This is a genomic window from Microbulbifer sp. MKSA007, assembly GCA_032615215.1.
In the GTDB taxonomy this organism is placed as follows: Bacteria; Pseudomonadota; Gammaproteobacteria; order Pseudomonadales; family Cellvibrionaceae; genus Microbulbifer.
In genome coordinates, this window is record CP128433.1 from 2,272,639 (window position 1) to 2,290,981 (window position 18,343).

Here is an 18,343-nt window from a genome sequence, read left to right on the forward strand (position 1 = left end):
CCTGCCAATATTGAGGTGTGTAATGCTCCTGATCTCCCGATCCCGTCTCCGACAGTTCCTTTTGGTTGTACTGGCTGCTGTATCCCTTTCCCCTGGTAGCCTCTTCGCGCAGACCAAACCCAATATTTTGGTGATCTGGGGAGATGATATTGGCATCTGGAATATCAGCTTCAACAGTCGCGGCATGATGGGCTACACCACGCCCAACATTGATCGGCTGGCGGTAGAAGGGCTCTCTTTTACCGATTACTACGGCCAGCAATCGTGCACAGCAGGCCGCGCAGCGTTTTTAGCGGGTAATGTCCCAGTGCGCACCGGCATGACTAAAGTAGGGCTTCCTGGTGCCAAAGAGGGTTGGCAGAAGAGTGATGCCACTATCGCCACAGTAATGAAAAGCCTGGGTTATGCCACCGGCCAGTTTGGTAAAAACCACCAAGGGGATAGGGACGAACACCTGCCCATCAACCATGGTTTTGATGAATTTTTTGGCAATCTCTATCACTTGAATGCGGAGGAAGAGCCTGAGAACCGGGACTATCCCAAAGACCCTGAATTCCGCAAGAAGTTTGGCCCCAGAGGAGTGATTAAAGCCAAGGCCGGCGGACCAATCGAAGATACCGGCCCCCTCACCAAGAAGCGGATGGAAACCATCGATGATGAAACCCTTGCAGCTGCTATCGACTTTATCGAACGTGCACACGCGGCTAAGACTCCATTCTTTGTCTGGTGGAACGCAACCCGGATGCATTTTCGCACCCATGTTAGAGAGGAGCACACAAACCTTGCGGGCCCCAACAGCAATGAGTATATGGATGGCATGGTAGAGCATGACATTCTGGTAGGAAAGCTGCTAAGTGTGCTCGATCGCCTGGATATCACCGACAATACCATCGTGTTTTATTCCACAGACAACGGCCCCCACTTCAATACCTGGCCAGATGCTGCAACTACGCCATTTCGTAGTGAGAAAAATTCCAATTGGGAAGGAGCTTATAGGGTGCCAGCCTTTGTACGCTGGCCGGGTAAATTTCCAGCGGGTACTACCTTGACAGGTATTGTCTCCCATGAAGACTGGCTGCCGACTTTCGCTGCGGCCGGGGGGAACCCGAATATCAAGGGACAGCTCAAGGAAGGGGTTGAGCTCAATGGGCGCGAGTACAGAAATTATGTTGATGGCTACAACATGATGGATTACTTCACCGGCAAAGCAAAACTTTCACCAAGAAAAGAATTTATCTACGTAAATGATGACGGCCAAATTGTAGCTATGCGCTACGAACCCTGGAAAGCTATTTTCCTGGAAAATCGCGGGCGGGGTTTTGAAGTCTGGCGAGAGCCCTTTACTGAATTACGAGTGCCACTATTGTTCAATTTGAGGCAAGATCCTTTCGAAAAAGCCCAACACAACTCGAATACCTATAACGACTGGTTTATAGACAGGGCTTTTGTCCTGGTTCCCATGCAGCAACTCGCATCAAAATTTTTGCAAACTATGAAAGAATATCCACCCAGCCAGGTACCCGGATCTTTTAATTTGGATAAGGTACAGGAGCAGCTGGAAGCTGGAGCGAGTGGTAGTAACTAAAAATGTAGATACCAACGCAAGTATCAATAAAGGTAGGGCCCATGGATAAAATTCATATCGCACTGTCGACTAATCAGATAGAAGAGTCAGTTACCGATTACAGTAAAAGGTTAAATACTGTACCCTGCGTGCATGTACCCAATGAATATGCTTTATGGCGAACTACCACTGTTAACTTATCGATTCGCCATGATCCAAATTGCGAAAGCGGAGCGCTTAGGCATCTAGGGTGGGAATCAGATGGTGCCGATACATTTACCGCAGAAACTGACATTAATGGCATTACATGGGAACACTTTAATGCTGAGCTTCAGGCAGATGAAATCAACAAGGCTTGGCCCAAAGCCAGCTACCACCCAAAGACATAGCTGCTGGGGGACCGAAATCAGTCAAGAGGGCTGGTAACACCACGCTCATGTACGCCTATAACATGGGTGTAAATCATGGTTGTACTGATATCGCTGTGGCCAAGCAGCTCCTGAATATTGCGTATATCAGTACCAGCACGTAAGAGGTTGGTAGCAAAAGAGTGGCGAAATGTGTGGCAACTCGCCTTCTTACGAATATTGAGGGCTGAAACGGCCTTGGAAACCGCCCGTCTTACTTGTTGCTCACCAATATGGTGCCGTCGCATCATATCGCTGCGAGGGTCTTGCGATAGAAATCGAGCAGGGAACACATATTGCCAAGCGGCACTTGTAGCCGCGTGTGGGTACTTTTTTGACAGTGCGAAAGGTAAATAGACATACCCATAGCCTTCTGCCAAATCCTGCTGATGTAGAGAGAGCGCATGTGCAATCTGCACCTTGAGGGGCTTAATCAGAGACCGAGGCAGCAGTGTTCTTCGCCACTTCTCCCCCTTGGATTCCCGTACTATCAAGCATTGATCACTAAAATCAATGTCCTGCACCCTGAGCCGCACAGCTTCCATAACTCTAAGGCCTGAGCCATACATTAATGAAGCGGCAAGCTTATATGGGCCACTAAGGTACTCTAATACTGAAGTTGCCTCTTCATGGCTAAAGGTAACAGGCAACCGCTTAGGCCGATGGCTTTGTTCGAACTGTAGTTGCCCTAACTCAATATCCAGAAACTGCTTATAGAGAAAGACAACCGCATTCAAAGCCGTTCTCTGAGTGTTTGCTGATACATTGCGATTAGCGGCAAGGTGACTTAACCACTGATCTATTTCAGACTTTCCAAGGTCTTGCGGATGTTGCATCCCATGAAAGCGTATAAAGTCCTTCACCCAGAAACAGTATGTCTTCTCTGTTTTGTATGCCAAATATCGAGACCGAATAAACGTCCTAAAGCGGTCCATAAAGCGGGATGGCCGCTTGGGAAGCGGAATAGGGATGTCGTCCATCTCCACAGCCTCAATGCTGTATGGATTAACAGTTTACTGAACATTTGGCTGGGAGTCAGCAGGATTTTCGATCAGTTTGACTGTTATTTTTGGCCTAGGTCCGGAATGTTTGAAAACCTATTTTATTTCAATGGGTTAGGGAGCTCGTATAAAATGGGGATAGTAGTCAAAGTGATCGTTTTTCCATTTGGTACAATGGTTCTGAATCATGAATAATATATTGATTTTACTTGGGTTTTGTGTATTTTTTCGTTAGATTGATTCCAGGATAGTAATCAGGATAATAGTGATCAGAATGATTACTATATAAATGTTATATTTTTCGCAGTAATGTACTGCCAATATTATGAGAAAGAAAGTTAGGCCTCCAACCTACGATGCACTAAAAAAAGGTAGAACACATGGATTTGGTTTGCTGCTCGACGCAGTATTGAATGAGCCTCAGAAGGTAAGGGATATAATTTCAGAGAATCCCGAAGTGCTATACGAGACATGCTGGGTGGGTGAAAATGTACTGCACTGGTTGGCTGTAGAAAATAAGCATGAGGAAATTCGTCTACTGAGAAGCTTGGGGTCGCCCATACCAGTCTATGCTCTTGTTGAAGCTGTCGAGCATGGTCATACAGAAACCATTATTGCACTATTGGAACTAGGAGCAGAGGTTATTCCTAGTGACATAACACGAGCATTGGAAAATACGTATTTTTCGCATAGCAAAAAGAAAAAGTCGTTAATTAGACGCTACTTTAGGCAGTTTGGGCATGAAGTATAACAAGTTTATGAAACACCGTTCCGGCCAAAAGACGGCCTCCACTGGACACGCGAAAAACGCGCGCCGTTTATAAAATCGTTAACTGTTCCTAATTATGAAAGCTATTCTGTATTCAAGTGAGGTTTTATTTGGTCTAGGGCCAATTCTGGTGCTTTGGCTAATCGGTGTTGGTATGGGGTTGCCGTTTAGCGTGGCAGCGGTATACAACGGCGAGGTGATGGGTGCTTTAATTCTTGGCTCGGTCCTACTTGGTTCAATTGGTATGTGGGGGCTTATTCAGCTCCTAAAAAAGCTAATATGGCCAGATATCAATTACTCTATCAAAAAATATCGGTTTCACCTTATTTGCGGTAGCCTGGCAGTGTTATTAGCGGCAATAAGCTTTATTGGCATCAACAATTTTGTGGTTATTTATATGGTGGTTCCAATATTGGTTACAGGTCATCTTTACCATGTTTGCAGTAAACACAGTTAACAAAAAAATCAACCAGACTCCGCTAAGCGTGGTTCGCTTTGCTCACAATGCCACGCTTAGCTACGCTCGGTTATTGTGGCGTTATGTGAGTACGGCAAAAAGATGAGTGGATTTAAATGGGCAGACTTACCGGAATTTGAGCAGAGAAATTATCTCTTTAGGTGGTTCTGGTCTGAAATACGTGAGGAAGGCGAAGTTAATCTTGTCAATATTCTCAAAGAACATCCTCCTCTGGCTTTGTTAATTCCGGAGGTTGTAAAAGATATCGCGGAACTCTTATGTGTAGAAGCAGATGAAGTAGAAAAACATATAGTGCGTTAAGTTCAGTTGTGATATTGGTAGCGGGTACAATAAATTATTATCAATGAGCACATAACAAACCGCTCAAAGTTCAGCCGCGTTGCGGCTTGGACCTCCGTTCCGGCGCTCGTTTTGGGGTTTACGCTACGCTACCCCAAAAAGTTTGCCTCCACTACGGCCCTTTAGCGGGGCGTTAGAGCTACCAATAAAACCGAGTGTAATTAATGTTCACACAAATATGGAAAGGTTGGACTACGGGTGTTTCCGTTATCTTTACGCCGCTGTTCTTAATTGCTGCTTTGGTACAACCTGACGCCCCTGGTAATATGCTTTTAGCCGTACCATTAGTTCCGATCATAGCTGCTGGGCAAGGCGTGTTAATTGGAGCGCTGGTTTGTCTTGGTCTCAAAATATTGTCATTTAAAAATTAACATGAGTGCCACAAACTCTAACAAGCAGCAGCACGAACGCCCGGCAAAAAACGCCGGGCTGGACGGCCTACACGCCGCTTCGCTCTGTTTCGGCCGCCCGTGTGCTGGGCGTTAAATTTCTATGAGCCATATTCACATTAATCACAGAGCTCTCTTGAAGTCGGTGCTAATTTCAGCAATTGTGAGCACCGTTGTAATGGCTTTTTTTTCAGGCTATGGAAAAACGATTACACCTGATGGTGTTGTTACTCATTATTACAATTTCAGTTCCGTATTTTTATGGATGCCAATATTGTTTATGGTAATGGCGCCAACCATCGTGATAGTTGCTTACCTGCTGGGTATTGCCCTAATCAAGAGCCGACTATTTTCATTGCCAGTTGTGGTTATTGCTGGGGCTGTGGGTGGTGGCCTGGTTATATCTATGCTGTCGGGGAAATGGCTAATGTTCTCAATAGTTGGTTTGTATTACATTGCGTCAGGTATAGTTTCAGCAGTTACCTGCTATTACCTGTACAAAGAATTTAACAAGGCGCTCAATTCGCAGGCTTCGCCTGCTGGGACGCCAAAAAACGGCGCCCATTAGCGCGGCGTTAGAGTTTAACGATGATTATTTCATTGATAAAAGGTAAAAATTTCTGGGAGTTATTGCTATCCATATTACTACTGCTCCAAACTCTACTTCGCATTGTAGGTGGTCCCTTATCACTGAGAATATCGATTATTGTGTTGCTTTGTGTAACACCATATTTAATCACACTAATCTTTAGGAGTTGGAGTTTAATTTATGAGCTTCACAGGCATGCGCATCGCCATCGTGCCGATTATCAAAAGCCAGCATTTCTGTCTCCGGAATTGATGCCCCATAGTATGGCAGTTGCTTTGTTTATACTTCTTCCGCCGATACTATTTATTGAGTTAGTGTTCGGTTTGGATAGTGTTTCTTCTAGGCCCTCTGAAGGCCAAACTATAATCTTATTATTTACTTCAATCGCGTTTTGGTATTTTCGAGTAGCAGAGCCGGTGCTATCCAAGGAAGTAGATACTAATGGGGGATAACTCTAACAAGCGCCGGCACAAGCGCGCACGTAGTGCGCTGGACTCGCAACAAGTTGCTCGCCTGTGCGGCAAGCGTTATACGTATGACTATGAATAGTGAAATTATTAACTCGCTGATTGAGCTGATCGAGAATTATGAGCGAGGATTGTACCTAGACCAGGAGTTCATAAATAAGATATTAGAAATCTCGGTAGCTTCTGGTATTGAAACAGCAGTGGAAAATATGTCAGTGAAAACTATTCAGTTGTTGAAGGAGGCACCGCTTATAAAAGAACCTCTCATAGACAAGAATGACCTACTATTAATTAATTCTGATTCCTCGGTGACGCCTGACCAGCGTATTGCCATATGCAAAGCATGGAATAAGTATTTTTATGATAGTCCTATTGCATGGTAACGTATAACAAGTTGCTGCTGTTCGTTCCGCCCCTATGGGGCTCCACCGGACAGCCCACACTTCATGCGGGCTGCCTCAGAGCAAAACGTTTAGCATTCAGTAAATATGAAATTTTTATATAGAATACTGCGTTGGCTGTTTCTTGGAGCAATTGGAGTTTCAGCAATCCTTATATTCTTAACTATAGGATTTGTCTGGTTGTGGGATATAAACTCTATTAACTCAATCGGCGAGGCTAAAGAACTTCTGAGCAAACATGGCAGTATCGAGCACGAGCAAATAATTAATGAGTGCTCGAAGTTAATAAAGGATGGAGAAGAGCGCACTTTAATGCATGAGGATATCCCAGAAGTGCTAAAGTCGTTATCGCCACAATATGTCCGAGCTTCAGAGTACTCATGTGAGGTAAACCTTTACAAACAGCCAGGCAAAGGAATTGGCTACTTTGTAAAAAAATCTCCTAGTGGCTCTTTCATCCTTAGTTGGTTTAACCACTTTGAAAGTTGGGAAAGTCATGATATTGAAGTCAAATAGTGAACATGCTAACAATCACAGGCAGTTAGCGTCGGCCCCTATAGGGGCCTCTGCGGGACGGCCTACGCTTCGCTTCAGCCGCCCCTGCTGTGGGCGTTATTGTGGCGGTCATTTTCTAGATGGTTTGTAGTTGCTGCAAGTAGCAATCTCTACCTGAACACGCTTCGCCAGAGAGTTCTCCTTCAAACTGGTACCGCAGTTTCGTTCAAGTTCCTTCGTTTAAAGCCAACAAGTTCTGCAAGCCAGCTGCACCATTGTGGAGTGCCAATCAGCTAGTTAACTGGTGGGGAAAGTATGGTATTTTTCCCTGTAAATTTATCTGGCAGTGGCCAGCCAAAGTTGGCTGGCAGAGAGCAAGTAGGTCGTTCAGAGCGCGCCAGCTATAACCAGGCCAGGCAAGATCGCCCAGCCGGTGGCTGGGCTGGACAGCCTACGCTTTGCTTCGGCTGCCCTTGCTGGCAACGTTAGGCGTCCAAGAGGATTGAGTCCCTAATGGAAATTAGCGATATTAGAAAAACGTTTGAAGAGTTCGTTGGTACAGAAAGATATTTGAACTTTTTGGCTACTATCTGTTGCTCCAACAAAGAAAATAGTCGCCTTAAATTCAAACAAGAACTTGAATGGGAAAAATTCGTTAGTGAGTATGGGCTAGGCTACAAAACATACCAAGAAATATGGTCGTTGTTTCAATACTGCCATTTGCATCAAGTAGAGCTTGAGCAGGATCATGCTGAAATCAGCTATGGTACAAGAAGATCTCCTACAAAAGCTGAGCGAAGAACTATTAATGAAAACTACCCTTATGCTAATGTTGTGGCTTATGGGCCTTGCTGGGTTGAAGATGCAAAGACAAAAGAGGTTCTTTACTGCAGCAAGTGCAGAGAAATCTATGGTAGCTAAGATAGGTTGTTCGCCTAACAAGCGGCTGCATTTCGTTCCGGCCTTCGACCTCCACCGGACTCGCTGCGCTCGCCGATGAGCCGGGCGTTAAGTGTACATATGAAAAAGCAACTTCTCGGCATTTGGTGTGGCATAGCTTCAGCCAGCACTAGCTTCGGTATCATTATGATGCTGTTAGCAGAGTTGGCTAGCGATTTATTTTCGGATTCGCACATTATCCTTTCTGCGGCTATTTCTGGCGCAATCAGTGCCGTAGTATCCCACTTAGTTTCAGAAAAGATATCTATCAAGATTTATTCGGTAGCTATAGTGTTGCTGGCAATAAGCTGGTTTGCTTTATTCCCAGCACCTGATTGGCGTAATCCATTTTTGTGGCACTGGCCCATCTATGGTTTTGTAGGTTTTTACATCGCAGTCATCTGGTTGCGTTTACCACTTAACAATCATAGTCAGGTCGACATCAATTCCGGTGTTTGATTTTTATGCTATCCGCTACGCTTGCATAAAAACAATCACCTCCATCAATGCGCCTGCTATGGGCGTTATGTGTAAGAAGAGGTTCCATCCATGGCAAAACAGCAGCAGAACTTTTGGCAGAGCTCAAAGATGATCAGGATTACAAGCTACTGAAAGCAGCTCAAAAGCAGAGGTTTTCAAAGCTTGAAGCAAGCTTTGCTGAAGATGAGAAAGATCTTGTCTCTGAAATCAATTTCGCTGGATTTAATGTCACATCTGTTTGGGATTTAGTAAATAGAAAAAACGACTATGACTCAATAGCACCAATATTGATAAAGCATTTATCCATAAAGCATCACCCTAGAATCATCTCAGGAATTGCACGTGCATTAGCATTACCATCACAAGCAGATAACATTACACTTTGGAATACTCTCAAAGATCTTTATATAAACACAAGAACTGACTCAGAGATCATAGAGCCAGTAGAAAGAGGGTGTCAAGAAGCTATCGCAGTTGCACTCGAAACTCTAGCAACAAAGTCAAGAGTCTCTGATCTTAAGCAAATTATCGATAAAGTCCCAAATGCAGATGGTATAGTCTGGCTAAAAGCAAAACTACAGAAAGTGCAATCTTACACATAACAAATCCATCTAGCCGACACGCAGGCGTGCGGCTAATGGAGGCGTTAAAAGCTGAAATGAGCTATCGAGAAGAAGCAGAAAAAAGAGGGTGTTATTGCGATGTCTGGGATAATAAAGAGGCACCAAAATACCTAATAGAGCAAGGCCTGCCAGAAGGATTCTGTGGAAAGTGTGAGCGATGTGGTGCTAATGGTCATACGTGCCATTATCCAGGTCCGGCTCCCTACACAGGAGCATGGTGCGACGATTGCTATCGGCTTTTAGGTAAAACATGGTTTTTTCGTTTGCCTATGTTTTGGTTGGTACTTATTGGTGTTTTAATTTATGGATTCTTTAAAATATCAGTGCAGAGTTTTAACTAGGCCAGTCAAGCTCGCCCAACCCCTTCGGGGCTGGGCTGGACAGCCTACGCTCCGCTTCGGCTGCCCTTGCTGGCAACGTTATTGTGGCGGTCAATATTTAGATGTTTTGTAGCTGCTGCAAGCATCAATCTCTATCTGAGCACACTTTTCCTGAGAGTTTTCTTGCAAGTTGGTACCGCGATTCCGTTCCAGTGCCTTCGCTTTCAGTCAGTAAGCCCTACAAGCCTGCTAGGCCATCGTTGAGTGCCAATCGGATAGTTATCCGTTGGGAAAAGTATGGTATTTTCTCCTGTAAATTTATCGGGCAATGGCCAGCCAAAGTTGGCTGGCAGAGAGCAAGTAGGTCGTTCAGTGCGCGCCAGCTATAACTAGGCCAGGCAAGATCGCCCAGCCGGAGGCTGGGCTGGACAGCCTACGCTCCGCTTCGGCTGCCCTTGCTGGCAACGTTATTGTGGCGGCCGATTTTCAGATGTTCTGTAGCTGCTGCAAGCATCAATCTCTATCTGAGCACTTTTTTCTGAGAGTTTTCCTGCAATTTGGTACTGCAGTTTCGTTCCAGTGCCATCGTTTTAAGTCAGCAAGCCCTGCAAGCCAGCTACGCCATCATGGAGTGCCAATCAGATAGTTAACCGGTTGGGAAAGTATGGTATTTTCCCCTTTAAATTTATCGGGCAGTGGCCAGCCAAAGTTGGCTGGTAGAGAGCAAGTAGGTGGTTCAGTGCGCGCCAGCCATAACCAGGCTAGTCAAGCTCGCCCAACCCCTCCGGGGCTGGGCTGGACAGCCTACGCGTTGCTTCGGCTGCCCTTGCTAGCGGCGTTATGTGCAAACCATGATTGACCGAGAATCTAGAAATAAACTTGCTGAGCTTATTCGTAGCTTGGTTGCTGGCATAATTACAAATGATGAGTTTGAAGATGCTTTACCTCAGTCAAAAGATGATGCTGTATGGGAGGTTTTTCATCACGGGGTTTGGTGTCTGTACAGCGATATGAAAGAGTACAAACTTAGAGGCAAAGAGGCACTTTCCAATGAAGAGCGGTCTGTTGTAGCGCGTTGGATTCTTTTCCTAAAGTCAGACATTGAGTATAAGTGGCCCTCTGCTAGTTTCAGAGACAGATTTCTTAACTCAATCAGTTTCGGGGCTTTCGGGCAAAGCACTCTCGAAAAGTGGCAAGAACATGGTGAGTTGGCATATTGGCCTTTCACTGATATCGCTCAGTACAACAAGACAAAACTGAGTAAAGGGTATCTCGGTGCCAAAAATACATAACAAATCAATCAACTTCGCGCCTACGGCGCCGGACAGCTTGCGAAACCTTCCCCCATTGAGTAGACGCCTACTTTTTGAGTAGGGTAGGAAAAAATGCCGAAAATACTGAGTGAAGAGCGGGTTGTTGAATATTCAACAGAGTTCAAAGTTAGAGTGGTAGCTCTCACTAACCAACTGAAAGTAGATACAACTACTATCGCCAACATTATTGGTTTGCATCCAGTAATGGTGTATAGATGGCGACAGGAAAGTAGAGAAGGCAAGCTGGTCGAGAAGCCCAGTCGTAGAATAAGTATGACAAAAATAACGAAAATTCCATCTCAAGCTGATGATAAAGAGATAAGACGTCTAAAAAAGCAGGTTGAAAAACTGCAAAAGGAGAATGATTTCCTAAAAAAGTGGGGAATGTACCTGAAAGATCCAAAGCCGAAAGATTCTCGTTCATAGCTCTTAATCGATCAGACTTTGGTGTCAGGTACTTATGTAGATACTTGAATGTTTCACCCCAAGGGTTTTATAAGTGGCTCAACCGTGATGAGAGCACTCGAGACATAGAAAATAGGCGAATTCTTGGGTGTATCGAAGCTATCTATGCGCAGCATGATGGTAATTATGGAAGTCCAAGAATTAGCGCAGAGCTGAAAGCTAATGGTGAACGAATAAATCACAAGCGCGTTGAGCGCCTTATGAGAGAGGCTGGAATCGTGGGGAAAGCTGGAAGGATCTATCGTCGACGCCCTTTGCCTGGAAATCCTTGTATTAAGGTTGAAAACCTACAAAGAGAGCATGGTATGCCGAGTAAACCAAACTCTCAATGGGCTGGTGATGTAACCTATCTGAAGATCAATGGACAATGGCAATATTTAGCTGTGATTATTGATCTTTACTCCCGGAAAGTGTTGGGTTGGGAGTTGTCGGATACTCGAACTGTTGAGCTAACACTGACAGCGCTAAATAAAGCTGTTCGTCGCAGAAATATAGAATCAGATCTAATAGACCGAGGTTCTGAGTACGGTGCTTATGCATACCAGAGTCGACTCAAAGAACTGGGTATTGAGCCGAGCATGAACCGTCCAGGATTTATGAATGATAATGTGTATGTAGAATCATTTTTTCAAACACTGAAAACTGAGAGTTTCAAAGGATTTAATTTTGAATCCGTTGAGGATCTAAGAGCTAACTTAGCTTGGTATCTTGATAGGTACTATAACTTTAAAAGAAGACATGGTTCACTTGGGTTCAAAAGCCCAGATGAATATGAAAGAATGGCCGCATAAGATGAATATAAGGTGGCGTCTACTTTAAGGGGGAGGCTTCTGCTCTACGCTTCGCTTAGTTCCAGCTGCCGGTTATTGAGGCGTTATGTGTAAATAGAGATTATGAGCAAAAAAGTAAAAATCACGCTCACGGAAGATGAAGCATGGGTTCTGTTTGAGCTGACTCGTAGATTTAGTGATTCAGACAAGCTTATGATTGAGGACCAGGCAGAAGAAAGAGCGTTATGGAACTTGTGTTGCGTATTTGAGAAAACATTGCATCAAGATTCTGATCTTGAGTATCGAGACTTCATTCAACAATGCAGGAATAAACTCAGAGATGGAACTTAAAATACACATAACAAGAGCCGGCACGATCAAAAATGCTGTGCATTTTTTGGACCTCCGGTGCTTTGGACCTCCGGCAGGGCTGTCCCATATAAATCGGTGTAAAAACGAACAAAATAGACCTAGAATAGCTATCTTTTTTGATAAATAGAGTGTTTTTCAGACAAAATGGATAGCGTTAGCCTTTTACATCACTTTGACGACATGGAAGATCCTCGAGTTGATCGGCACAAGCTGCACGCCCTGCCCGATATTTTACTTATCATGTTTTGCGGTGTTATTTGTGGTGCTGAAAGCTGTAGAGATTTTGTCGATTTCGCAGAATCTAAAATAGATTACCTAAAACGATTCACCCCGCTAAATAGCGGAATACCCTCAAAAAACACTTTTAGCCGTGTTATTTCAAGCTTAGACCCCGAACAATTTAAGCGCTGCTTTCTGCAGTGGGTCCAAGGTATTCAGCAAGAACTCGGTAACGTGATTGCGATCGATGGCAAGACGCTAAGGCGCAGCTTCGATCAGGCCAGTAAACGATCTCCTATACATATGGTGAGTGCTTTTGCGTCCGAGGCGCGACTTGTCCTTGCTCAGCAAAAAGTAGAAGAAAAGTCGAATGAGATTACGGCCATACCGAAGTTACTGGAGGTTCTTGATCTTAATGGTGCGATTATTACGCTTGACGCCATGGGCTGCCAGAAAACGATCACCCAGAAAATTATCGAACGAGGCGGCGATTATGTGATTGCTGTGAAGGGCAATCAGGACAAACTGCACCAGCAAATTACCACGCATTTTAATAATTTGTTCGATATGCAGTACCACAAGCATGTCGATACTGATTGTGTGGAAGAGGTGAGCCGAGGCCGAATAGAATCCAGAAAATGTCTCTCTACTAACAGTATTGATTGGCTCGGAGGTGAAGAGCAATGGCACGGTCTAAGAAGTGTTATCGCAGTCCAGGCGAAGCGAACTGTAGATGGGCGAACTAGTTGCGAAACGCGCTACTATATCAGTAGTTTAGAGCCGTGCTCAGCAGAACTCAATCATATTATTCGCTCTCACTGGGGTGTTGAAAACTCGTTACACTGGATTTTAGATGTGGTTTTTCGTGAGGATGATAGTCGCTTCAGATCAGGAAATGCACCAGAAAACATGGCGATCTTGAGGCATTCGGCACTCAATCAGTTGCAAGCGGCAAAGCCCAGCTTTAAAAAAGACATGAGCATTAAAAGGCTTCGAAAAAAGGCTGGCTGGGATAATGAAACCTTGGGCAAGATAATTACAGCCACCATTTAGACTGATTTATATGGGACAGCCCTGGGACCTCCGGCCCGTGCGGCTAGGCGTTATGCATAGGAAGACATGACATACCAAGGATACAAATCTCGGGAAGAAGTTTATAAAATGGTGAAAGATTCGTTTCCATTCCAGAGTAAACCCGAGGGCAATAGACTAACGAATCAAGGAGCAGAAGATTGTATCTGTAGGTATATTGTTGAGCATATGGAGCGCTACTCTGAAGCTGAAATTCCTATGGATGGTATTCGATATCTCCACTCCGAATTACCAAATCTGTCTGCTCGTGGTATGAATTGGCTTTTGCCCAACTTGCTAAGAAAGGCCGTAATTTGCACCAATCGTTTTGATACGATTACGGATACAATAATCTACGATCTTGAGCTTGCCGCTGAAGGAGAGAAGCAAGCAAGGTCACGGTATTCGTGGTTGTCTGCTGTTCAGCGCCAATGCCTAGAAAGTACCCTGGAGTATCTATCCGAAGTGCATGGTCACGCTATATCAAAGGCAATCTCAGCACTTAGTCCAACAAATGCATAACAAGTCAATGAACTACGCGCCTTCGGCGCCCGACAGCTTACACTCCGCTTCGCTGCGTTCCAGCTGCGGGTTATTGAGACGTTATAGCTCCTTAAATGGATAATGCGGAATGTACGAGCTGTTTAATATTTCCAATATCGAAGCCCTGGGTATATTGCTATGGTTTTGTGTTGTATTAGCTCTTAGCTATATGCTAGCTATCAAAAAAACCTTAAAGGTTAAACGAGCGGTTGTAGTTGGTGGATTTATGGCATTATTACCTCCTCTGGCAATTATATATTTGGTCTCGCTGCTACTTAGAAAAAGCCTTTCTGTATCAGAGAGATTAGATGAGACGTTATAACAAAACGCTGAAAATTCGCCCCCAAAAAACGTGGGCTGGACCTCCGGCAAAAAAATTCCTCCGGCCTTTTAGCTTTGCGTTAAGCATACAAACCATGAAGAGAATTCTACTAATATTTACAATGCTCTACTCGGCTTCGGTCCTCTCAAATGACTTTGATAGTCGGCTATCTCAGGCAATGAAAGCGGCTGAAACCGAGCCAGGAAAGAGCTATGAAAAGGTTGTACGCGAAAGTACATGGGACATTGACTCATCTTGTTTCCATGAGTCTGCAAAGGTTCGCTCCACACCGGGTTATTATCAATTGGTTGCCACCATTAACAATCAAGGTGTTGCAAACGATGTGGCGGTAAAACCAGAGCACCATTATTCAAATTGCGTGGCTAAATGGTTCTCTGAAAATACGTTTGCTAAACCCCCAAAAGACAATTGGCCGGTTTTTCTAAATGTTAACATTCAGCCGTAGTTACAAAGTGCAAATGCTTAACAAGTGACTATGGTTGCTCGTCAAGTTTTTAAGCCATACTTTCATCCCAGTAGGTGTTATTTTTCACCATCGTATTCAGAATCGTAATCTGCTTTCTCATGCAAGCAATTAGAGCGACCTTTTTAGGTTTGCCAGCGTCGACTAATCGCTTATACATCGGCTTTAATTTGGGATGATGTTGTATGGCAGACATAATGGAAACAAATAGAACCGACGTACACGATGCCTTCCACCCCGAATATATCTCTTTCCCTGGAAGCTGCCGCTATCACGGTTCATCGGGGCGATACCGACAATTGCAGCGATTTCTTTACGGTTCAATTTTCCTAGCTCGGGAAGTTCACTCATTAACGTATAAGCCAATACATTTCCGACCCCTTTAGCACTCAACAATAGGTCGCGCCTTTGCCGCCACTCAGACACACTGTTAACCAGTTTATCCAGTTGCTTGTCGATACCTTGTAGCTCTTTTTTGATGGTGTTTAGAATGGTCTGTATAGGTTTGTGTACTGATTTCGGCATTCTCTGAAGCCGATTCTTTTGCATTGTGCTCATCTCTAAACACTGACTTCTTACCGCCAGTAAGTCACTGATCTCCCTAAGCTTTTCTGGTTTTAGTGCCGACAGCCTTGGATTCATGGCCTCACCAAAATGTGCAATATCCATTGCATCTAGCTTGTCGATTTTGGCGAGACGCCCTGCGGATTTAGCGAAGCTTCTTATCTGAGAAGGATTGCAAACAACAATAGGTAATCCTGCTTTGTCGGCGGCGCAAACAAACTCTAACTCGAGTCTTCCCGTAGACTCTATTAATACTCTTTGAGGTTTAAGAGGTTGAAGTTGTTTAATGGCATCCTTAATGCCACTTTTATCATTGGCAACACTAAAAAACTGGCCAGTAGGTCTCACATAAATATCGAGTTGTTTACTGCTGGTATCGATACCGACATTGATCTCTTGAGGTTCCATAAGATAAGCTATCTCCGCCTTGCTATTTGGGCTCGAGGCCCACATGACTATCCGAGTTATGCCTAGTGAGTGCTTATCACGTTCATACTTGTTATCGGTCTTTTACGAACCGGCCAGGCAGCGAACTGTGATAAACAAGGCCTTCGGTGGCCGCCGAAGGTGGGTCTCAATTTACCCGTTAACGAAAAGGATTTTCAACATCAGAATCAGGCAAGAACAACCATACAAGCCAGGCACAGCCGCCCACTTCGTGGGCTGGACCTCCGCACTGCATGCTCCGGCCTGTGCTGGCGGCGTTATATTGTATTTTAGGTGGTGCTCAATTTGGTTATTTTGATATCTATTGCTTTTTTAGTGATTCCATTTCTCAGTATTTTTTTATGGCTTGTTCTAGAAATTAATAACTCCAAAAGAATCTATAGGGTTGCACTTGGAGCTTTATCAATTATCTCTGTTGCGTACTTTTCAGTCAGTGTAAAGAAAAAAGAAATTGTCGCGCTTCAAAAGCAGCAAGAAATGCTGGTTGAGAAACGAAAGCGGGCTGATGAGAAGTAGCTGATTTTTGAAATTGAGCCGGTGTGATTATGATCTCTGTACAATGCTTGAGCTTTATACTGCAAATTCGCTGCACTTTCGTGGAGTGTCATTAAGCAAGGGGATTCGGTTGGGAAAGTATGATATTTTCCCTGTAGATTTATCGGGGAGTGGCCAGCCAAAGGTGGCTCGCAGAGAGTATGTAGGTCGTTCAGTACTCGCCAGCTATAACCAGCCCAGGCAAGACGCCTAGCCGATGGCTGGGCTGGACAGCCTACGCTCCGCTTCGGCTGCCCCTGCTGGCAACGTTCAGGCTGTAGAAAAACTCTTAAAAGGTAGCTTTTTTGTTAAAATGGAGGTCTTGATGTCGAGATTATCCATATGCCCAATTTCAAACGTTACGATTACAACCAAGATGCAATGGTAATCATCAATTTCGAAGAGCAACTACAACCTGAAACCTTTGAGTTTACACTTCATCATCTGATTGATGACCATATCGACCTCTCTGTCTTCCATAAAAAATATCAAAATGATAGCGGCGGGCGAACCGCTTATGATCCAGCTATCCTCCTGAAAATCATATTGTTTGCTTACTCAAAAGGCATTACCTCAAGCCGTGAAATTCAATGGCAATGTGAGAACAATATCCTCTTCAAAGCACTGTCATGCGATACCGTTCCACATTTTACTAGTATTGCGAGTTTCGTAAGCAGTTATCCTGATGCGATTGAGTCGGTGTTTGAGCAAGTGTTACTGGTCTGCGATCAGCAGGGGCTGCTTGGCAACGAACTTTTCGCAATAGATGGATGCAAGATGCCATCCAATGCCAGCAAAGAACATTCGGGAACTTTTAAAGAACTAGAACAGAAGCAGGAAAAAATTCTCAAGAAGATCAAATATTGTCTCAAAGAGCACAAGAGGCTTGATGGCAGGAAGCCTAATGAAAAAGAGCGAAAACAAGCGGTAGCTAAAGCGGCGGATACTCTTCAGAAACACTTTGATAAAATTGATCAGTTCTTAAAGAATCACTCCCCCAGGATGGGACAAGGTAAAAACCCTAAAGAAGTAAAAAGTAATATCACAGACAATGAGTCAGCCAAGATGACTACCAGCAAGGGAACCATCCAGGGCTATAACGGCGTTGCCGCAGTTGATAGGAAGCATCAGATAGTTGTTGAAGCACAGGCCTTTGGTGAGGGGCAAGAACATCATACATTGAAGCCTATTCTCGATGGCATCAGTTGCCATTATCAGCATATAGGAATAGATGAAGACATCTTGGCCAAACAGGTCATCATTACTGCTGATACTGGGTTCTCCAACGACGCTAACTACAGCTACCTGCGAGAGAGCGGCATCAATGCCTATATACCTGACAATAAATTCCGTTCACGTGATAAAGCTTTTACAAAGCAAAAAACCAAGTATGGCAAGCGCAATCAAAAAGGTAGGGCTAATGTCCAGAAGACTATCCCAGCTAGTGAATTTACATTCAACAAGAAAAAGAAAACCTGTATCTGTCCTGCAGGAAAAGCGATGCTCTTGTTAAAAGAAGAGCATGTCAGTGAAGGTAAGAAAAAACTACTGTTCGAAGGGCGCCTCACTGACTGCAGGGAATGCAGCCTTAAAAATCAGTGTATGCGAAACCCGGAATCTGCCAGCTCTCGAAAAGGACATGGAAGGCAAGTATCCCTAACTTGGACAAACGGACGGACAGCCACTGACTGGATGAAAAAGCGGGTTGATAGTATCGAAGGCAAGACCATTTATGGACATCGAATGTCTGTTGTCGAGCCAGTGTTCGGGAACATTGGTACCAACAAGCGATTGAATCGCTTCTCGCTACGAGGAAAAAGTAAGGTTCAGGGACAATGGCAGATGTTCTGCTTGGTACATAATATAGAAAAGTTGATGAGATATGGCAGTATCCATTGATTGAGTATAAATTAGGGGCATCAAGGCGCCTAAATTTAATACAATGAAAGAAATTTAGTGGTATCGCTAAATTTAGACC

24 protein-coding genes and 1 pseudogene are annotated in these 18,343 nt (G+C 44.3%); 23 read left to right on the forward strand and 2 right to left on the reverse strand.

What is annotated here, in order from left to right; translation table 11 throughout:
- Positions 1–22 precede the first annotated feature (22 nt).
- Together QT397_12990 and QT397_12995 are read left to right on the forward strand one after the other, a co-directional pair.
- Entirely contained in the window at positions 23–1,585 is a 1,563-nt protein-coding gene (locus QT397_12990; GenBank protein WNZ58206.1) for an arylsulfatase, read from the forward strand.
- Positions 1,586–1,626: 41 nt separating this feature from the next.
- Positions 1,627–1,953 (forward strand): hypothetical protein, encoded by a 327-nt coding sequence (locus QT397_12995; GenBank protein WNZ58207.1) that lies wholly within the window; start codon positions 1,627–1,629, stop codon positions 1,951–1,953.
- Between the two features lie 17 nt (positions 1,954–1,970).
- Here the strand turns inward: QT397_12995 and QT397_13000 are convergent, their stop codons facing one another.
- Complete coding sequence (locus QT397_13000; GenBank protein WNZ58208.1) at positions 1,971–2,951, reverse strand: integron integrase; 981 nt, start codon at positions 2,949–2,951, stop codon at positions 1,971–1,973.
- Positions 2,952–3,297: 346 nt separating this feature from the next.
- Between QT397_13000 and QT397_13005 the strand changes: the two genes are divergently transcribed.
- From QT397_13005 to QT397_13095, 19 genes are all read left to right on the forward strand, one after another.
- Positions 3,298–3,723 carry a hypothetical protein gene (locus tag QT397_13005; GenBank protein WNZ58209.1) on the forward strand — a complete coding sequence of 142 codons (426 nt, stop codon included), beginning with the start codon at positions 3,298–3,300 and terminating at the stop codon, positions 3,721–3,723.
- Between the two features lie 94 nt (positions 3,724–3,817).
- Positions 3,818–4,198 carry a hypothetical protein gene (locus tag QT397_13010; protein WNZ58210.1) on the forward strand — a complete coding sequence of 127 codons (381 nt, stop codon included), beginning with the start codon at positions 3,818–3,820 and terminating at the stop codon, positions 4,196–4,198.
- Positions 4,199–4,300: 102 nt separating this feature from the next.
- Positions 4,301–4,519, forward strand: a complete 219-nt coding sequence (locus tag QT397_13015) for a hypothetical protein (protein WNZ58211.1) — start codon at positions 4,301–4,303, stop codon at positions 4,517–4,519.
- 203 nt (positions 4,520–4,722) lie between these two features.
- The gene (locus QT397_13020; GenBank protein WNZ58212.1) at positions 4,723–4,929 is read left to right on the forward strand and encodes a hypothetical protein; all 207 of its coding nucleotides are present in this window, start codon (positions 4,723–4,725) and stop codon (positions 4,927–4,929) included.
- Positions 4,930–5,050: 121 nt separating this feature from the next.
- Positions 5,051–5,515: a hypothetical protein gene (locus tag QT397_13025; protein WNZ58213.1), complete on the forward strand. Its 465-nt coding sequence runs from the start codon at positions 5,051–5,053 to the stop codon at positions 5,513–5,515.
- A 562-nt stretch (positions 5,516–6,077) separates the two neighbouring features.
- Complete coding sequence (locus QT397_13030; GenBank protein WNZ58214.1) at positions 6,078–6,386, forward strand: hypothetical protein; 309 nt, start codon at positions 6,078–6,080, stop codon at positions 6,384–6,386.
- Positions 6,387–6,491: 105 nt separating this feature from the next.
- Positions 6,492–6,920: a hypothetical protein gene (locus QT397_13035; protein ID WNZ58215.1), complete on the forward strand. Its 429-nt coding sequence runs from the start codon at positions 6,492–6,494 to the stop codon at positions 6,918–6,920.
- Between the two features lie 492 nt (positions 6,921–7,412).
- On the forward strand, positions 7,413–7,820 hold the full coding sequence (locus QT397_13040; GenBank protein WNZ58216.1) for a hypothetical protein: 408 nt from the start codon (positions 7,413–7,415) through the stop codon (positions 7,818–7,820).
- A gap of 99 nt (positions 7,821–7,919) precedes the next feature.
- On the forward strand, positions 7,920–8,297 hold the full coding sequence (locus tag QT397_13045; GenBank protein ID WNZ58217.1) for a hypothetical protein: 378 nt from the start codon (positions 7,920–7,922) through the stop codon (positions 8,295–8,297).
- Positions 8,298–8,410: 113 nt separating this feature from the next.
- Positions 8,411–8,920 (forward strand): hypothetical protein, encoded by a 510-nt coding sequence (locus QT397_13050; GenBank protein WNZ58218.1) that lies wholly within the window; start codon positions 8,411–8,413, stop codon positions 8,918–8,920.
- A 35-nt stretch (positions 8,921–8,955) separates the two neighbouring features.
- On the forward strand, positions 8,956–9,282 hold the full coding sequence (locus QT397_13055) for a hypothetical protein (GenBank protein WNZ58219.1): 327 nt from the start codon (positions 8,956–8,958) through the stop codon (positions 9,280–9,282).
- Between the two features lie 821 nt (positions 9,283–10,103).
- Positions 10,104–10,553 carry a hypothetical protein gene (locus QT397_13060; protein ID WNZ58220.1) on the forward strand — a complete coding sequence of 150 codons (450 nt, stop codon included), beginning with the start codon at positions 10,104–10,106 and terminating at the stop codon, positions 10,551–10,553.
- A gap of 93 nt (positions 10,554–10,646) precedes the next feature.
- Positions 10,647–11,000: a transposase gene (locus QT397_13065; GenBank protein ID WNZ58221.1), complete on the forward strand. Its 354-nt coding sequence runs from the start codon at positions 10,647–10,649 to the stop codon at positions 10,998–11,000.
- On the forward strand, positions 10,952–11,830 hold the full coding sequence (locus QT397_13070; GenBank protein ID WNZ58222.1) for an IS3 family transposase: 879 nt from the start codon (positions 10,952–10,954) through the stop codon (positions 11,828–11,830). The genes QT397_13065 and QT397_13070 overlap by 49 nt, the downstream gene beginning before the upstream one ends.
- Before the next feature lie 102 nt (positions 11,831–11,932).
- Positions 11,933–12,160, forward strand: a complete 228-nt coding sequence (locus QT397_13075) for a hypothetical protein (protein WNZ58223.1) — start codon at positions 11,933–11,935, stop codon at positions 12,158–12,160.
- 165 nt (positions 12,161–12,325) lie between these two features.
- Positions 12,326–13,453, forward strand: a complete 1,128-nt coding sequence (locus tag QT397_13080; protein ID WNZ58224.1) for an ISAs1 family transposase — start codon at positions 12,326–12,328, stop codon at positions 13,451–13,453.
- A gap of 66 nt (positions 13,454–13,519) precedes the next feature.
- Positions 13,520–13,993 (forward strand): hypothetical protein, encoded by a 474-nt coding sequence (locus QT397_13085; protein ID WNZ58225.1) that lies wholly within the window; start codon positions 13,520–13,522, stop codon positions 13,991–13,993.
- Between the two features lie 109 nt (positions 13,994–14,102).
- A complete protein-coding gene (locus QT397_13090) occupies positions 14,103–14,336 on the forward strand; it encodes a hypothetical protein (protein ID WNZ58226.1) in 234 nt (77 codons plus the stop codon).
- A complete protein-coding gene (locus QT397_13095; protein ID WNZ58227.1) occupies positions 14,323–14,802 on the forward strand; it encodes a hypothetical protein in 480 nt (159 codons plus the stop codon). The genes QT397_13090 and QT397_13095 overlap by 14 nt, the downstream gene beginning before the upstream one ends.
- A 49-nt stretch (positions 14,803–14,851) precedes the next feature.
- Here QT397_13095 and QT397_13100 read toward each other — a convergent pair.
- A pseudogene (locus QT397_13100) lies at positions 14,852–15,792 on the reverse strand (IS110 family transposase).
- A gap of 324 nt (positions 15,793–16,116) precedes the next feature.
- Between QT397_13100 and QT397_13105 the strand changes: the two are divergent.
- Together QT397_13105 and QT397_13110 are read left to right on the forward strand one after the other, a co-directional pair.
- Complete coding sequence (locus QT397_13105; GenBank protein WNZ58228.1) at positions 16,117–16,347, forward strand: hypothetical protein; 231 nt, start codon at positions 16,117–16,119, stop codon at positions 16,345–16,347.
- Between the two features lie 360 nt (positions 16,348–16,707).
- Positions 16,708–18,264, forward strand: coding sequence for a transposase (locus QT397_13110; protein WNZ58229.1), 1,557 nt, complete (start codon positions 16,708–16,710; stop codon positions 18,262–18,264).
- Positions 18,265–18,343: the final 79 nt, after the last annotated feature.

Coding starts and splice junctions, on each gene's coding strand:
- QT397_13000 (WNZ58208.1), bottom strand. CDS start 2,951: ATGGACGACATCCCTATTCCGCTTCCCAAGCGGCCATCCCGCTTTATG.
- QT397_13095 (WNZ58227.1), top strand. CDS start 14,323: ATGAGACGTTATAACAAAACGCTGAAAATTCGCCCCCAAAAAACGTGG.
- QT397_13090 (WNZ58226.1), top strand. CDS start 14,103: ATGTACGAGCTGTTTAATATTTCCAATATCGAAGCCCTGGGTATATTG.
- QT397_13030 (WNZ58214.1), top strand. CDS start 6,078: ATGAATAGTGAAATTATTAACTCGCTGATTGAGCTGATCGAGAATTAT.
- QT397_13020 (WNZ58212.1), top strand. CDS start 4,723: ATGTTCACACAAATATGGAAAGGTTGGACTACGGGTGTTTCCGTTATC.
- QT397_13055 (WNZ58219.1), top strand. CDS start 8,956: ATGGAGGCGTTAAAAGCTGAAATGAGCTATCGAGAAGAAGCAGAAAAA.
- QT397_13065 (WNZ58221.1), top strand. CDS start 10,647: ATGCCGAAAATACTGAGTGAAGAGCGGGTTGTTGAATATTCAACAGAG.
- QT397_12990 (WNZ58206.1), top strand. CDS start 23: ATGCTCCTGATCTCCCGATCCCGTCTCCGACAGTTCCTTTTGGTTGTA.
- QT397_13035 (WNZ58215.1), top strand. CDS start 6,492: ATGAAATTTTTATATAGAATACTGCGTTGGCTGTTTCTTGGAGCAATT.
- QT397_13005 (WNZ58209.1), top strand. CDS start 3,298: ATGAGAAAGAAAGTTAGGCCTCCAACCTACGATGCACTAAAAAAAGGT.
- QT397_13110 (WNZ58229.1), top strand. CDS start 16,708: ATGCCCAATTTCAAACGTTACGATTACAACCAAGATGCAATGGTAATC.
- QT397_13025 (WNZ58213.1), top strand. CDS start 5,051: ATGAGCCATATTCACATTAATCACAGAGCTCTCTTGAAGTCGGTGCTA.
- QT397_13075 (WNZ58223.1), top strand. CDS start 11,933: ATGAGCAAAAAAGTAAAAATCACGCTCACGGAAGATGAAGCATGGGTT.
- QT397_13010 (WNZ58210.1), top strand. CDS start 3,818: ATGAAAGCTATTCTGTATTCAAGTGAGGTTTTATTTGGTCTAGGGCCA.
- QT397_13080 (WNZ58224.1), top strand. CDS start 12,326: ATGGATAGCGTTAGCCTTTTACATCACTTTGACGACATGGAAGATCCT.
- QT397_13045 (WNZ58217.1), top strand. CDS start 7,920: ATGAAAAAGCAACTTCTCGGCATTTGGTGTGGCATAGCTTCAGCCAGC.
- QT397_13085 (WNZ58225.1), top strand. CDS start 13,520: ATGACATACCAAGGATACAAATCTCGGGAAGAAGTTTATAAAATGGTG.
- QT397_12995 (WNZ58207.1), top strand. CDS start 1,627: ATGGATAAAATTCATATCGCACTGTCGACTAATCAGATAGAAGAGTCA.
- QT397_13040 (WNZ58216.1), top strand. CDS start 7,413: ATGGAAATTAGCGATATTAGAAAAACGTTTGAAGAGTTCGTTGGTACA.
- QT397_13015 (WNZ58211.1), top strand. CDS start 4,301: ATGAGTGGATTTAAATGGGCAGACTTACCGGAATTTGAGCAGAGAAAT.